Here is a 13681-nt window from a genome sequence, read left to right on the forward strand (position 1 = left end):
CTACCATGCCCACAAAAGTTCACGAGTTTACTTGGCCCGATCGCGTCGTCGTTGGCACCATTGGCCTTCCGGGGGAGCGAACCTTCTATCTACAGGTACGCGCGGGGTCACAGATCGTGAGTATTGCGCTGGAGAAACAGCAGTCGGCCCAGCTGGCGGAGAAGATCGACGAGATCCTGGACCAGCTCGGTACGCTCGAGGGGAATCCTTTCAGCATTCCCGCGAGCACCCCCATCGAATTGGTCGACAATGACCAGTTGGAGCCGGTCGAGGAACAGTTCCGCACTGGCGCCATGAGCCTGGGGTGGGACCCCTCGACGGTGCAGGTGGTCATTGAGGCGTACCCGATCACGGAACTCGACGCTGACGACGACGAATCGCTCGCCGACGCTGAGGCCGAGGTCGAAGTAGCCGAGATGCTCCTCGTGCGAATGCCGGTAGGGACAGCCCGCGCTTTCGCCAAGCGCACGCGTGAAGTGGTGGGTGCCGGGCGGCCGACCTGTCCGCTGTGCGGTTACCCGATCGACCCCGGCGGACATACCTGCGCTACTCCCGAGGGCTGATGCGGGCACCCGACCTCGCGACCGCCGAGCTGACACTCACCGGTCGCATCACGACGGCGTCAAACGCCACCTTCCTCGGCAGTATCGGCGAGGCCGCAGTGGTCTACAAGCCCATCGCGGGGGAGCATCCGCTGTGGGATTTTCCCAGCGGGACACTCGCCCACCGGGAGGTCGCCGCCTATCTGGTATCGCAGGTCATGGGATGGGACGTGGTGCCCCACACGTGGCTGCGTGACGGTCCGATGGGTGAGGGGATGGTGCAGCTGTGGCAGGAACAGGACCCAGCCCAGGCCGCCGTGGATCTGGTGTCCGCCGACGAGGTGCCCGAGATCGGCTGGAAAAGTGTCCTGAGCGGACGGGACGAGAACGATCGGATCGTCAGCCTCATCCATGAAGACTCGCCAGCTCTGCGGCGGATGGGGGTGTTCGACGTCGTCGTCAATAACGCGGACCGCAAGGGCGACCATATTCTCGCGATGCCCGATGGACGCCGCCACGGTGTGGATCACGGGCTCACCTTCCATAGCGACAACAAGCTCCGTACGGTGCTGTGGGGATGGCTGGGAGCTGAGCTGACCGACGACGAACTCGACGGCATTGACCGGGTCAGCGCAGGCCTCGGCGGTGAGCTGGGGACTGAGCTTTCGGTCCTGCTCACCGACGAAGAGATCGAGGCTCTGATCGCGCGCTGCAGCCGGTTGCGCAACAATGGGCGATTCCCTGCACCGGGCGGGGAAATGTCGGCGGTGCCCTGGCCACTGTTCTAGCGGGGTGATCCCGGATCGGTTTTCCGGGGCTTTGCACCCTGTGTCACGCTGATGGAATGGATCTAGAAGTCTCGCCCGGGCTCACCATTCCTGAGCGTGAGCTGAACTGGCGTTTCTCCAGGTCGTCCGGACCTGGCGGGCAACACGTCAACACGTCGGACACCCGCGTGGAACTGTCCTGGAACGTCGCCGGATCGACCGCGATTTCGGACGAGCAACGGGAGTTGCTGCTGACCCGACTCGGTGATCGGATCGTCGCCGGATCGGTCACCATTGCGGCCTCCGAACACCGTTCCCAGCTCCGGAACCGTGAAACAGCTCTGCGCAAGCTTGCCGGCCTGGTGAGCAGGGGATTGGCTGCCGGTCCGCGCCGGCGTCGCGCCACCAAACCCACTCGAGGCTCCGTCCGGCGGCACCTCGCCGCCAAGCAGCAGCGTTCGACGACGAAACGGAACCGGCAGCGACCCTCAGCCGAGTAGCCCGTGCGGTCAAAGGGGAGCTGCGCTGGGGATCGTCACCAAATGTTGATCAGTTTCCCAGACTGCCAATGGCTCTGTCGACCTAGAATTGACTACCCATCTTCGGCAAGGAGGACCTCATGGCAGCTGAATACGAGGACGGCTGGTTCCGGGCAATGCTCAAGACCGGCCTGAGCCATTTAGGGACAGTCAGCTTCGACGGTCACGGCCCGGACGCACTGGTAAAACTGACCCAACCCACCGGTCGTACTCTGGTATTCGATCAAGGCATCGCAGCGATCCACGAGCGAATAGCCATTGACGAGGAGAGCCGTTCAGCGATGTGGCCGGACTGGTCCTTGGCGGCTGCGTCGGTAGCCCTGCTGTCCGTTCATGCAGAAGAGGCCCTGAACACTGCACCGACCGAGGCAGACACGCTGAGCATTATCGACGGGGGAGTGACCGCATCCGTGTCGCAGCCTGCCGATCTGCAGCTGCGCTAGCTTCACCCGTGAACCCCTGGGCCAGCGTGATCAGTCGCCTTCGGTATCCAGGGAGTGACGGTAGCGCTCAGTAGCCGGTAGGCCGATCCACGTCGTCGTCGGGACGGTCGAAACGCTGGCCAGCCGGGTTGGGCGGCAGGAGCATCATGACGAACAGTGCTAAGGCGCCCAGGGCAGGGATGAGACCCAGAAGCAGGAACCAGCCACTGAGGTTCACGTCGTGTAGCCGGCGAATGGTCAGCGCGATGGACGGGATGATGGTGGCCAGGCCCCAGATAGCGATCAGGAGGTAGCCGGTAATGACCGCAGGCGCGGCCGTCATTTCACCGTTGGATGGGGAAATTCCGCCGCCCGCGTTCGTCAGCACGTTCAGGAGGCTTCCGACCAGGGTTGCAACCAGGGCCCACCACCAGTATTCGCTGCGGCTCGCGCGGCCGGAGAACATCGCGTATTTCTTGAAGAATCGCTGCACTGCGACCTTGAAAGACGCCCCATAGTAGGGTGCCCAGAGGGGCGGTTCAGTGTGATCGGACTGCAAGCCGGCTGTCGGATACGGCGAATAGCTCATTGTTCCCCCAAGGAGTGCTGTGACGTTTGGTTAATCCACCGTACGGGACCTTTGACCAGGAAGGTTGCTCGATTCGAGGGTCGGCGGCAGGACAACCCGTGAGGGCGGTGGAACCAGTGCGCGGTGCGTGCATTTCAGGCAAGTGTTTGCGTTTTGGCCGTGCCACTGCCGTCGTTCACGGGCATCGCTCCCACCTCGCTGATGCGCATGGTGGTGAGGTGCAGCGTGCCCAGGATCAGGAAAAGCAGTGAAAGCCCGAGGGCTGGCCAGAATGCGGCCGGGTTTGGTGTGGCATTGAACAGTGGCTTGACGAGCTCGCCCACGGCTAGGGAGAAGATCAGGGTGAAGCCCAAGACGTGGATAGCCGGCAACAGCAGCAACCCGTTTTGGTGCGACCTGTAGGTCAGGACGGCGAGGATCAGAAAGGCGGGCATGATGAAGATCGAGTAGAGGGAGTCGATCTGTTCTCCGGAGCGCATCAGGGGCAAAAGCATCGCTATCCAGAGGGGATAGAAAAGGAGAGGTTGCAGGATGGCGCCCGAGGCCGATAGGAGCCGAACCGGTCCCGGTAGGGCAAACTGGGGAAGGCCGCGGCGAAGGTGAGCTCCGGCGCATACCAGCGACCACAGGGCCAGGGTGAAAATTGCCATGTACACGAGGTACAGGCCGTTGTAGGCGCGCTCGATGACGTAGGTGCCGTACGCATAGAACAGGTACCCCAGCAGCCCCAGAGCCACGATCTGGTGTTTCACCCGGTCGCCCTGGGCTGTGACTGCTAAGTACAGGAGGCCCAGTGCCGCGACCACGGAAAGTAAATCCTGGGAAAAGGCCCCGGGGATGAGTTCTTCGCTGACGATTCCGGCATAGATGATGGGGCGCCACAGCCCAGCCATCGCGGCTACCAGTGTCAGAACGCTGATGATCGCCCAGAGAGACCGGTGAAGGGGGAGATGAGTGAGCATGGTGCCCTTTCCAACGGAGGAGGGTGCTGGATGAATACTCCCGGGTACGTGAGTGAACCGACTCTGCCAGCGGCTGTATGCCCCGTGACGACGGCGCCGGTTGGTATCTGCGGTGGAGGCTTCCGGGCGGTGCCATCGCCAGAGGTCACCGGCTCATTGTGCTGCCGGCAGGTTGTGCTCAACAGGGTCCAACGGCCCGTGCGCGCGAGCATCAGCGCCCGGGTGCCGCGTTTGAAGTACAACTCGCGTTCGATCGGCAGGTCGTAGTTGCCGCGGACAGCCTCGATCTCCGGCCGGCTCGAGCGGTGAATAATCGATTGCTGGTGTGCGGCGGTCGGGGCAGGCGAGCAGCCGGCTCGTTTTGCCAGGAGTCTCATCAGGGCCTATCACCGCAGCGGTTGGGCACGTAGGGTCAGAGGATGAGGGAGAACACGACACCCCTGGCCGGAGCATTTTTTAGGATGGTCTTCGCAGGTGGAATCTTGGGCGCTGCGATTATGTTCGTGTCTGCCGTAGCGGGAGGGCTCAGTCCGACTCCGTGGTGGGCCGCGATCCTTAGCTGGGCACCAGTGTTCGGCTTCTTCATGGGATTGGTCGTGGCAGCTTCAGCGGCAGGTCCTGCCGTCGGATTGCATGCCCTGGCAGCTGCCAAAGCCCCAAGGTTTCGCATTTTGGCAGCAGCCTTCGGTGGTGCCGTTGGCCCCGTGGCCGCGGTCAGCATCCTCCTGGGGGTGTCCCCAGCGGAGGCCCCCGTGGCGGGAATTTACTGGGCTCTGTTGCTACCCACCGCATCCCTTACTGCCGTCTTCTTCACAAAGCCCCTCCGAGCGCCAGCATCTCGCGAAGCAGCCCTCAGCGGCACTCGGGTTTAGGCAGCCACCGCGCTAATCCCGGGTGCTTTTCAGGACGAGCCTGCCGATGCCTTCCTCCTCGATCAGGTCCAGGTCCGCCTCAGACCTGTTCGCGGTGGTCATCATCTGGGGGACGGTCTGCCCGTCCAGGACAGCCCGCAGTGGACCAGCTCGGTGATTGCCTCGTTCAACGGGTGAAGCTGACGGGTGCCGATGATGAGAGTGACGAAAACGCTGACACCGTTCAGGCACAGGCCCTTTCGGTGTTCTTCCCAGCCGTCGGCGTTCCGGTAGTCCTCCATGTAGCGGACCCGCAGCGCGTCCATTTCGATGACTTTGGAGTCCCGCTGGATCCGGTCCAGGTAGGTCCGGACCAGTTAGCGTTTCTTCTTGAGTGCACTGAGCACTATCGCCTTCACCACCGGTACCGCCGAGCACCAGGCCGCAGAGACCGTGACGGACCCCTCTACCGTTGAGGATGAACCGGGGAGCGAGGCCCGCGAGCACCTCCTCAGCGACGGGGCTGAGCGCAGCCACAGGACCATCATGGAGCTCGAAACGATCGCCCGTCTTGGGACAGCTGCGCGGGAACGCTTCGTCCTGTCGAACCTGCGCCTGGTCGTCTCGATCGCCCGGAAGTACCGCAAGCGGGGCATGGATTTCCTGGACCACATTCAGGAAGGCAACACCGGGTTGTGGCGGGCCGTGCAGAGTTCGACTACGCGAAGACTTCAAATTTTCGACCTACGCCACCTGGTGGATCCGCCAAGCTTTGACACGCAGCCTGGCCGATAAGGCCCGCACCATCCGGATTCCGGTCTGTTTCGTGGACCAGATCAACAAGGTCATGAGCATCAGTGCCCAACTGGGACGAATCCTGGACCGGGTGCCGGAGATCGCCGAAATCGCTGCGGCAACGAAGCTCACCGAGGACGAGGTCGGCAACGTTCACCGCCACGCCTAGGTGGTCATGTCGCTGAATATTAACATCCCCGACGGCCCCTATGACTACCAGCCGCTGTACGAGGCGTTGTTCGACCCCTCCGACCAAGGTGCTGACGCATCAGCGTTCTACGTGGACTTGCAGGACACAGTCGGTAGGGCACTTGGAACACTCCCTGAACGCTCCGCTCACATCCCGGCCATGCGCTACGGATTTGCCGGACAGGACCCGCACACCCTGGAAGAATGCGGTGCCGTCCTCGGAGTCACCCGGGAACGCATCCGTCATCTGGAGGTGAAAGCGATCGCCGAACTGCGCCTGATTGCGGAGTTCATGGCGGAGTCGGTCGCTGCGAAGCAGTAGCGTCCGGTTCGACCGGGGCGCCGGCTGGGTCTAGGAGCTCCCCCGGACGGCCGGCCCTGCGCCTGTGGAGCCGCGCACTACGAGATCAGCCTGGAACAGGATGTCTGTGCGTGTGACCCGGTCACCGGCCAGTTCCGTAACCAGCGCATGGACGGCGGCCTCCGCCATCGCGGCGATATTCTGCCGCAGAGTGGTCAGTGGTGGGTTGGTGAAGGCCATGAGCGGGGAGTCGTCGAATCCGACCACCGAGATGTCCTCGGGTACGCGAAGCCCGCGCGTCTGCGCCGCACGCATAGCGCCGAGGGCCATGATGTCCGAGGCGCACACGATGCCCGTATGGCCGCTGTCGATGAGTTCGTTCGCCGCGCTTTGTCCGCCCTCGATGGTGAACATGCTGGTCGCGACGTGTAAATCCGCGTTCTCGCCGAGGAAATCGGCGAGCCCGGAGCGAAACCCCTCCATCTTGCGGCGACTCGGGATGAAACGGTCGGACCCGGTGGCGAAACCGACGCGTTGGTGCCCTTGCGTCGCGAGGTGCCGGACGGCGGTTCGGATCGCCGTAGCGTCGTCGTTCGAGATAGACGGTGCGTCGATCTCCGCTCTGGCCCCGTTCACGAGCACGAAAGGAACACGGCCCCGCAACCGCCGGTAGCGATCCACTCCCGCTCGGCCGTCAGAGTGCGCCGCACACACGAAGATGATGCCGCTAATGCCCTGGTCGAGCATTAGTGCAACGTACTCATCCTCAGTGATGCCGCCGCCCGGCAGGGTGCACAGGGCCGGAATGTAGTCATTGGGCGCCAGTAGTGCCGCGATGGCACCGGCGAAGGCGGGGAAGATGGGGTTCACAAGGTCTGGTACGACGACGCCGATCTGCCCTTTCGAGCGTCCGGCCGTCCGAGCGGGGCGTTCGTACCCGAGGCTGTCCATCGCGGTGAGGACAGCCTGCCGGGTTTCCGGGGAGGCGCCGCTCTTCCCATTGAGAACGCGTGAGACGGTGGGGACGCTGACGCCCGCGGTACGTGCGACGTCATCCAGGCGCGGCCGAACGTTATGCGTCTCAGGAGTCATGGCTTTAATGTAGTGCACCAGAAATCCCGACAGAAAGTTTTCGTGAAAATTACGTTTTTTCGTTGACGGCCAGCGGTGGCCGTCTTTAGGATCGGGGTATCCACTCCTCGTCAGTCCGATCCAGCAGAGACGCTCGGTCGGGAAGGACTACCATGATCCCCGAAGACATCACGAGCGTGCCCCGGGCGGGCAGCAGGCCCTCCCTGAAGCGCCATACTCGACTAGCCGCCGCCATCCTGGTCGCACCGCTTCTCGCCACCCTCATGCCGGTTTCCGCACTGGCCGACCACACAGAGGTTCCCAACACCGTCGCGGTCGTCGGTTCCCTGCAATCTGAGCTTGGTTGCCCTGGAGACTGGCAGCCCGAATGCGCAGCAACCCGACTTGTCCCCGTGGAGGGATCGCCCGATACATGGGGGGGAACCTTTGATGTTCCCGCCGGATCCTATGAGTACAAGGTGGCGTTGGATGACTCCTGGGGGGAGAATTACGGTGCCGGCGGCGCAGCGGGCGGTGCCAACTTGGCGCTGCAGACAGCTGGAGGTCCCGTGACGTTCACCTACAACCATCGGACGCACGTCATCTCCAGTGACGCGCCGCAGGCGGCCACGGCCGCGATGGCGGGCCATTGGCTCGCCGCTGAGACCCTCGCCTGGGACGTCGATCTGCCCGCCGACACGCAGTACAGGCTGTACACGGCGCCCGACGGCGGCCTCACCATCGAGGACGACGTCGTCACTGGCGGAACCTACCTCGGACTCGAGCGCAGCGGCGACGCGCTGCCTGCCGGTCTTGCGGCCCGGTACCCGCACCTCGCCGCGCTCGATACCCTTCAGCTCGGCCGGAAGGACGCCCGGAACGCGGGCAGCTTGTTGAAGGGGCAGTTGCTCCTGGCGGCAGTGTCGCCGGACGGCACCGTGCTGGCCGCCACCGGTGTCCAGGTACCCGGTGTGCTCGATGATCTCTATTCGGGCGCTGCTCGTAAGGAGCTCGGACTGACCTGGAAAGGCGCGAAGCCGCAGCTCGATCTTTGGGCGCCGACAGCGCGCAGCGTCTCCGTGCAGGTCTTCCGGGAGGGCTCCGGAGGCAAACCCATCACCACACGTGCGCTCCGGCAGGACAAAGACGGCATCTGGAGCGTGAAGGGCGAGAAAGGCTGGAAGAACGCGTACTACCTGTACGACGTCGAGGTCTTCGTGCCTGAAACCGGCGCCGTGGAACACAACCTGGTGACCGACCCCTACAGTGTGGGCCTGTCCACAAACTCGGAGCGGTCCCTCTTCGCCGACCTCACCGATCCGGCCCTCGCACCAGTTGACTGGAACCGGGTTTCGAAGCCCGTCCTCGATCGCCCCGAGCAATTGAGCGTTTACGAACTCCACGTGCGGGATTTCTCAATCAGTGACACCACCGTGCCCGAAGCCGAACGTGGAACCTACGCTGCTTTCTCACGGCAGGACAGCGACGGCATGAAGCGACTCTCCGAGCTCGCCGACAGCGGACTGAAAGCTGTTCACCTCCTACCCGTCAATGACATTGGCACCGTCGAAGAGGACAGGTCCCAACAGGCCGAACCCGCGTGCGACCTCGCGTCCTACGCCCCGGACAGTACAGAGCAGCAGGAGTGCGTTGCGGCCGTCGCCGGACAGGACGGCTTCAACTGGGGCTACGACCCGCTGCACTACACGACGCCGGAGGGCTCCTACTCGACGAATCCCGAGGATGCTACCCGCATCCGAGAGTTCCGCGGAATGGTCGCCTCACTCAACGAATCCGGTTTGAGTGTCGTCCAGGACATCGTCTACAACCACACAGCAGGCGCGGGCCAAGCGTCATCGAACAACCTCGATCGCATCGTGCCGGGCTACTACCACCGACTCAACCCTGAGTCGGGCTCCGTAGAAACCTCGACCTGCTGCCCCAACACGGCAACCGAACACACCATGATGGGCAAGCTAATGATCGACTCGATCGTGACCCTCGCCCGCACCTACAAGCTGGACGGATTCCGATTCGACCTCATGGGGCACCACTCAAAGCAGAACATCCTCGATGTCCGCGGAGCGCTGGACAAGCTGACGCTCAAACACGACGGGATCGACGGCAAGTCCATTTACCTCTACGGGGAGGGCTGGAACTTCGGGGAGGTAGCGGACAACGCCCGCTTCGAGCAGGCCACGCAAGCCAACATGGCCGGCACCGGCATTGGAACCTTCAACGACCGTCTCCGTGACGCAGTACGCGGCGGAGGTCCGTTCGACGAGGATCCGCGGGTTCAAGGCTTTGCGTCGGGGCTGCTGACCGACCCCAATGGCCTCGAGATAAACGGGACCGAGGACGAACAGCGTGCACGACTGCTCCAATCACAGGACCAGATCCGCGTTGGGCTGACAGGCAACCTGAAGGACTATGCCTTTACCGACCGGTTCGGCAATGAGGTCACCGGGGCCGACGTCGACTACAACGGCTCTCCCACGGGGTACACCGCCGATCCACAGGAATCGATCACCTACGTGGAGGCACACGACAACGAGACCCTCTTCGATGCCCTCGCCTTCAAGTTGCCGATCGACACACCCATGGCTGATCGGGTCCGTATGCAAACGCTGGCTCTTTCGACAACGGCGCTGGGGCAAGGTGTGTCCTTCTGGCACGCAGGTGGAGAGGTGCTGAGAAGCAAGTCACTGGACCGCAACAGCTACGACTCCGGCGACTGGTTCAACTTCCTGGATCACACGGGAGCGGACAACGGGTTCGGACGCGGACTGCCTCCACGCGCCGACAACGAAGACAAGTACGGCTTCATGAAGGCACTGCTCGCCGATCCGACCCTCAAGCCCTCACCCACCGACATCGAAGCGGCCCGCACACAGGCAGAGGAACTACTGCGCATCCGCGAGAGCAGCCCGCTCTTCAGCCTCGGCACGGCGGACCTTGTGCAGCAGAAGCTCTCCTTCCCCGGAGCGGGCCTGGATCAGGCACCCGGCGTGATCGTGATGCACCTCGACGACACCACCGGTCCGGACTTCGATCCCGAGCGCAAGGGCATCGTCGTCGTATTCAACGCCTCCGACGAAACCACCGCGCAGCAAGTACCTGCCGCGATAGGCAAGGGTTTCGCGCTGCACACCGTACAAGCCGAGGGGGGCGACAAATTGGTTCGACATGCAACAGCTGATGCGAACGGTGTCTTTACAGTCCCCGCGCGGACGGTGGCCGTCTTCGAGGCGAAATAACTCAACCTCGAGTTGCTGAACGTGATGGTCGGGCCCGCGACTGGATCGAGGGCCCGACCATCATCACCTGATCATCTATTGCATATCGACGCAGCATTCGCCATAACTCGCCCTCTCGAAGGAGACCCTGTGAAACCCCGCTACGCCACCTTAGTCGTGCTGACCGCCCTTGTTGCCGGTTCCGTCACGTCCCTGCCCGCCACCGCCGCCCCCAAGAATCCCGGCGCTTCCTCCACCGGAGCTCAGCATTCACTGCGCTCCGCGGTCACGGACGAGAACTTCTATTTCGTCATGGCCGACCGCTTCCAGAACGGCAGTACCGCCAACGACGACGGCGGGCTCGGATCCGACCCGTCGGTATCCGGTTTCGACCCCACCCGGAAGGGCTACTACAACGGCGGGGACCTCAAGGGCCTGCTCCAGGAGCTCGACTACATCCAGGGCATGGGTACCACCTCCATCTGGCTCACGCCCAGCTTCAAGAACCGCGCCGTGCAGCCCGAGGACAACTCGGCCGGCTACCACGGATACTGGATCACCGACTTCACGCAGATCGACCCGCACCTCGGCACCAACGAGGACCTCAAGACGCTCATCGACGCCGCGCATGCGCGCGGGATGAAGGTCTACTTCGACATCATCACGAACCACACCGCAGACGTCATCGGCTACGACGCCGGCGAGCGAGCCCCCTATATCTCCAAGGACGAGGAGCCGTACCGCGACGCCGACGGCACTGCGTTCGACGATCGCGACTACGCGGGCACGGACACCTTCCCCGAGCTCGACGCCGAGACCTCTTTCCCGTACATCCCGGTGGTCCCGGAGGCTGACAAAGACCTCAAGGTCCCCGAGTGGCTGAACGATCCCACGCTCTACCACAATCGGGGCGACACGACCTTCGCCGGCGAGGACTCCTTCTACGGCGACTTCTTCGGCCTCGATGACTTGTCCACCGAGCACCCTGTGGTGGTGGATGGCATGATCGACATCTACAAGACGTGGGTCGCCGACTTCGGCGTGGACGGCTTCCGGATCGACACGATGAAGCACGTCAACGATGAGTTCTGGCAAAAGTTCGGCCCCGAGGTGCTTTCCTTCGCGCAGGAGCAGGGCAAAGACGAGTTCTTCATGTTCGGCGAGGTCTTCGACACCACGAAGTCCTTTACTTCGCAGTTCACCACGCGCAACCGCATGCAGTCGGTCCTCGACTTCCCCTTCCAGGCAGCCGCCCGCGGCTATGCCTCGCAGGGTGCACCGGCGACCGACCTCGAACGCTTCTTCGCCGGTGACGACTGGTACACCGACGCCGACTCCAACGCCTACAACCTCCCGACGTTCCTAGGGAACCACGACATGGGCCGGATCGGGAGCTTCATCGCAAGCGACAACCCCGGCGCGGCCGACGGAGAGCTGGTGTCACGCGACACCCTCGCACACGAACTGATGTACTTCTCCCGCGGCAACCCGGTGATCTACTACGGTGACGAGCAGGGGTTCACGGGCCCCGGTGGCGATCAGGATTCGCGGCAGACGCTGTTCGCCAGCCAGGTCCCCGAGTATCTCGACGACGACCTGCTGGGTACCGACGCAACGCACGCCACGGACAACTTCGACGTGACCCACCCCCTGTACCAAAGCATCAGCACGCTTGCCGACGTCACCGCGAAGAACCCCGCCCTGCGCAACGGTGCCCACCAGCACCGGTCGGCCTCGGAAGGACCAGGGATCTACGCGTTCTCCCGGATCGATGCCAAGGACCAGCGCGAGTACGTGGTGGCGCTGAACAATAGCACCGAGCCGAAGACCGCATCGATCCCCACCTACGCCGGCAAGCGCAACTTCGGTCTCGTCTACGGTGACGCCCCGAAGCACACGAAGTCCGCGGCCGACGGCACCCTCACTGTTACTGTCCCCGCCCTGTCGACGGTGGTCTACAAGCTGGCAGGAAAGGTCCCGCACTCCAAGGCTGCGCCGGCGATCAGCCTGCAGCAGCCGGCACCCACCGCCGAGGACAACGGACGCATGCGCGTGGCCGCCGACGTCGCCGGGTCCTCGTTTTATGAGGTCACGTTTGAGGCCCGCACCCCGGGCTCCGGGTGGACGAGCATCGGCACGGACGACAACGCGCCGTACAGCGTCTACCACGACACCAGCGCCCTGCCGGCCGGATCAGCCGTCGAGTACCGCGCCGTGGTCCTCGACAACAACCGCCACACGCGGACCTCGGCGGCGGCGTCGGCCACCGTGCCGCAGCCGCGCCTGACGATGGGCCTTCCGGCCGAGGGTACGCAGGTCTCGGGCGACGTCGAGGTGACCGCCTCTGCGAGCCCGGAGAACTCCGAATACGCCGTAACCCTCGAGCGGAGCATCGCCGGAGGAGCATGGACGGCGATCGGCACGGATGACTCGTCGCCGACCTACACCGCCGTCGACGATCTCGCGGCGCTCGACCTCGCCGAAGGCACCCAGGTGCGGTACCGCGCCGTGCTCGGGACATCGGTGAGTGACATAAGGACCGTGACGGTCGGCTCGGTTATTGATCAGCCCGGCACGGTGGCCGTCGCCGGCAGCCTCGACTCCGAGCTGGGCTGCGGCGGGGACTGGGACCCGGCGTGCGATCAGGCGCAGATGACATTCGACGACGCCTCGCAGACCTGGCTCCTTGAGGTCGCCGACCTACCCGCCGGTACCTACGAATACAAGGCGGCCCTCAACCGCAGCTGGGCTGAGAATTACGGCGCCGGCGGCGGCCGTGACGGCAGCAACGTCGTGCTCAATCACGCTGGCGGTCCGGTAACCTTCATCTACGACCACCGGACGCACATCATCACCACTCAGTAACCAATCCATCTGGAATGACCGCGGCCGGGACCCTTGGGTTCCGACCGTCGGCATGTAAGTGGCCAACGACAGCATCAATAGGCTGACGGGCCAGCTCCGACCCCCAAGGTGCCCGTTGTATGCTCCTTGGATGATTCTGCGACAGCTCGGTAACTCGCCCCTGAGCGTTTCTGCTCTCGGTTTCGGTGCCGGCCATATCGACACAACGGGCCTGGATGAGAGGGACGCGCAGGACCTGCTTGATACCGCCCTTGATTTGGGCGTCACTTTCTTTGATACCGCCCGCAGCTATGGTGCGTCCGAAGAACGGCTGGGTCGAGATGTGCTTGGCAAGCTGCCCTTTGTAGCGCCTGATCGTGTAACCATTCGCATTCGTCAGCAGGTCAATGTGGTCCTCGACCATCCTGGTGACCGTATACACACCCATGAAGTGCTTCTGAGCGCTGGATAGGGCTAACTAGTGTAGCGTGTCGTTGGTTCCTTTGTGTCTGATCTTTGTCAGACTTGATCCATGGTTTATCTGGCGAGGGCTTTGGAATTGCGTGACGGGGA

14 protein-coding genes are annotated in these 13681 nt (G+C 63.4%); 10 read left to right on the forward strand and 4 right to left on the reverse strand.

Going from position 1 to position 13681, the window contains the following annotated elements; genetic code table 11:
• Positions 1 to 5 precede the first annotated feature (5 nt).
• The 4 genes from IWX64_RS15265 to IWX64_RS15280 all read left to right on the forward strand — a co-directional run bounded on the left by IWX64_RS15265 (position 6) and on the right by IWX64_RS15280 (position 2291).
• The gene (locus tag IWX64_RS15265) at positions 6 to 563 is read left to right on the forward strand and encodes a DUF3090 domain-containing protein (RefSeq protein ID WP_196867984.1); all 558 of its coding nucleotides are present in this window, start codon (positions 6 to 8) and stop codon (positions 561 to 563) included.
• Positions 563 to 1330, forward strand: coding sequence for an SCO1664 family protein (locus IWX64_RS15270; protein ID WP_196867985.1), 768 nt, complete (start codon positions 563 to 565; stop codon positions 1328 to 1330). Before IWX64_RS15265 ends, IWX64_RS15270 begins: the two co-directional genes overlap by 1 nt.
• Positions 1331 to 1386: 56 nt before the next feature.
• Positions 1387 to 1809, forward strand: a complete 423-nt coding sequence (gene arfB, locus IWX64_RS15275) for an alternative ribosome rescue aminoacyl-tRNA hydrolase ArfB (RefSeq protein WP_196867986.1) — start codon at positions 1387 to 1389, stop codon at positions 1807 to 1809.
• 119 nt (positions 1810 to 1928) lie between these two features.
• Positions 1929 to 2291, forward strand: a complete 363-nt coding sequence (locus IWX64_RS15280) for a hypothetical protein (protein WP_196867987.1) — start codon at positions 1929 to 1931, stop codon at positions 2289 to 2291.
• Between the two features lie 67 nt (positions 2292 to 2358).
• Here IWX64_RS15280 and IWX64_RS15285 read toward each other — a convergent pair whose 3' ends face one another.
• The 3 genes from IWX64_RS15285 to IWX64_RS15295 form a co-directional block, all read right to left on the reverse strand.
• The gene (locus IWX64_RS15285) at positions 2359 to 2859 is read right to left on the reverse strand and encodes a DUF805 domain-containing protein (protein ID WP_196867988.1); all 501 of its coding nucleotides are present in this window, start codon (positions 2857 to 2859) and stop codon (positions 2359 to 2361) included.
• 134 nt (positions 2860 to 2993) lie between these two features.
• Positions 2994 to 3821, reverse strand: a complete 828-nt coding sequence (locus tag IWX64_RS15290) for a hypothetical protein (RefSeq protein WP_196867989.1) — start codon at positions 3819 to 3821, stop codon at positions 2994 to 2996.
• A gap of 973 nt (positions 3822 to 4794) precedes the next feature.
• Positions 4795 to 4998, reverse strand: coding sequence for a hypothetical protein (locus IWX64_RS15295; RefSeq protein WP_196867990.1), 204 nt, complete (start codon positions 4996 to 4998; stop codon positions 4795 to 4797).
• Between the two features lie 64 nt (positions 4999 to 5062).
• Between IWX64_RS15295 and IWX64_RS15300 the strand changes: the two genes are divergently transcribed.
• The 3 genes from IWX64_RS15300 to IWX64_RS15310 are packed head-to-tail and all read left to right on the forward strand — an operon-like array spanning position 5063 to position 5978.
• Positions 5063 to 5467: a sigma factor gene (locus IWX64_RS15300; protein ID WP_196867991.1), complete on the forward strand. Its 405-nt coding sequence runs from the start codon at positions 5063 to 5065 to the stop codon at positions 5465 to 5467.
• The gene (locus IWX64_RS15305) at positions 5445 to 5636 is read left to right on the forward strand and encodes a sigma-70 domain-containing protein (RefSeq protein ID WP_196867992.1); all 192 of its coding nucleotides are present in this window, start codon (positions 5445 to 5447) and stop codon (positions 5634 to 5636) included. The genes IWX64_RS15300 and IWX64_RS15305 overlap by 23 nt, the downstream gene beginning before the upstream one ends.
• Positions 5637 to 5642: 6 nt before the next feature.
• Positions 5643 to 5978, forward strand: coding sequence for a sigma factor-like helix-turn-helix DNA-binding protein (locus tag IWX64_RS15310; protein WP_196867993.1), 336 nt, complete (start codon positions 5643 to 5645; stop codon positions 5976 to 5978).
• 30 nt (positions 5979 to 6008) lie between these two features.
• Here IWX64_RS15310 and IWX64_RS15315 read toward each other — a convergent pair whose 3' ends face one another.
• Positions 6009 to 7049, reverse strand: a complete 1041-nt coding sequence (locus IWX64_RS15315) for a LacI family DNA-binding transcriptional regulator (protein WP_196867994.1) — start codon at positions 7047 to 7049, stop codon at positions 6009 to 6011.
• Positions 7050 to 7201: 152 nt separating this feature from the next.
• Between IWX64_RS15315 and pulA the strand changes: the two genes are divergently transcribed.
• From pulA to IWX64_RS15330, 3 genes are all read left to right on the forward strand, one after another.
• A complete protein-coding gene (pulA, locus tag IWX64_RS15320; RefSeq protein ID WP_196867995.1) occupies positions 7202 to 10285 on the forward strand; it encodes a pullulanase-type alpha-1,6-glucosidase in 3084 nt (1027 codons plus the stop codon).
• Positions 10286 to 10414: 129 nt separating this feature from the next.
• Positions 10415 to 13129, forward strand: coding sequence for an alpha-amylase family glycosyl hydrolase (locus IWX64_RS15325; RefSeq protein ID WP_312883985.1), 2715 nt, complete (start codon positions 10415 to 10417; stop codon positions 13127 to 13129).
• A gap of 130 nt (positions 13130 to 13259) precedes the next feature.
• The gene (locus IWX64_RS15330) at positions 13260 to 13580 is read left to right on the forward strand and encodes an aldo/keto reductase (RefSeq protein WP_196867997.1); all 321 of its coding nucleotides are present in this window, start codon (positions 13260 to 13262) and stop codon (positions 13578 to 13580) included.
• Positions 13581 to 13681 lie beyond the last annotated feature (101 nt).

The organism is Arthrobacter sp. CAN_A212 (genome assembly GCF_015752345.1).
Lineage (GTDB): Bacteria > Actinomycetota > Actinomycetes > Actinomycetales > Micrococcaceae > Arthrobacter_D.

Coding starts and splice junctions, on each gene's coding strand:
- pulA (WP_196867995.1), top strand. CDS start 7,202: ATGATCCCCGAAGACATCACGAGCGTGCCCCGGGCGGGCAGCAGGCCC.
- IWX64_RS15285 (WP_196867988.1), bottom strand. CDS start 2,859: ATGAGCTATTCGCCGTATCCGACAGCCGGCTTGCAGTCCGATCACACT.
- IWX64_RS15265 (WP_196867984.1), top strand. CDS start 6: ATGCCCACAAAAGTTCACGAGTTTACTTGGCCCGATCGCGTCGTCGTT.
- IWX64_RS15280 (WP_196867987.1), top strand. CDS start 1,929: ATGGCAGCTGAATACGAGGACGGCTGGTTCCGGGCAATGCTCAAGACC.
- IWX64_RS15290 (WP_196867989.1), bottom strand. CDS start 3,821: ATGCTCACTCATCTCCCCCTTCACCGGTCTCTCTGGGCGATCATCAGC.
- IWX64_RS15330 (WP_196867997.1), top strand. CDS start 13,260: ATGATTCTGCGACAGCTCGGTAACTCGCCCCTGAGCGTTTCTGCTCTC.
- IWX64_RS15310 (WP_196867993.1), top strand. CDS start 5,643: ATGTCGCTGAATATTAACATCCCCGACGGCCCCTATGACTACCAGCCG.
- IWX64_RS15315 (WP_196867994.1), bottom strand. CDS start 7,049: ATGACTCCTGAGACGCATAACGTTCGGCCGCGCCTGGATGACGTCGCA.
- IWX64_RS15295 (WP_196867990.1), bottom strand. CDS start 4,998: ATGGACGCGCTGCGGGTCCGCTACATGGAGGACTACCGGAACGCCGAC.
- arfB (WP_196867986.1), top strand. CDS start 1,387: ATGGATCTAGAAGTCTCGCCCGGGCTCACCATTCCTGAGCGTGAGCTG.
- IWX64_RS15270 (WP_196867985.1), top strand. CDS start 563: ATGCGGGCACCCGACCTCGCGACCGCCGAGCTGACACTCACCGGTCGC.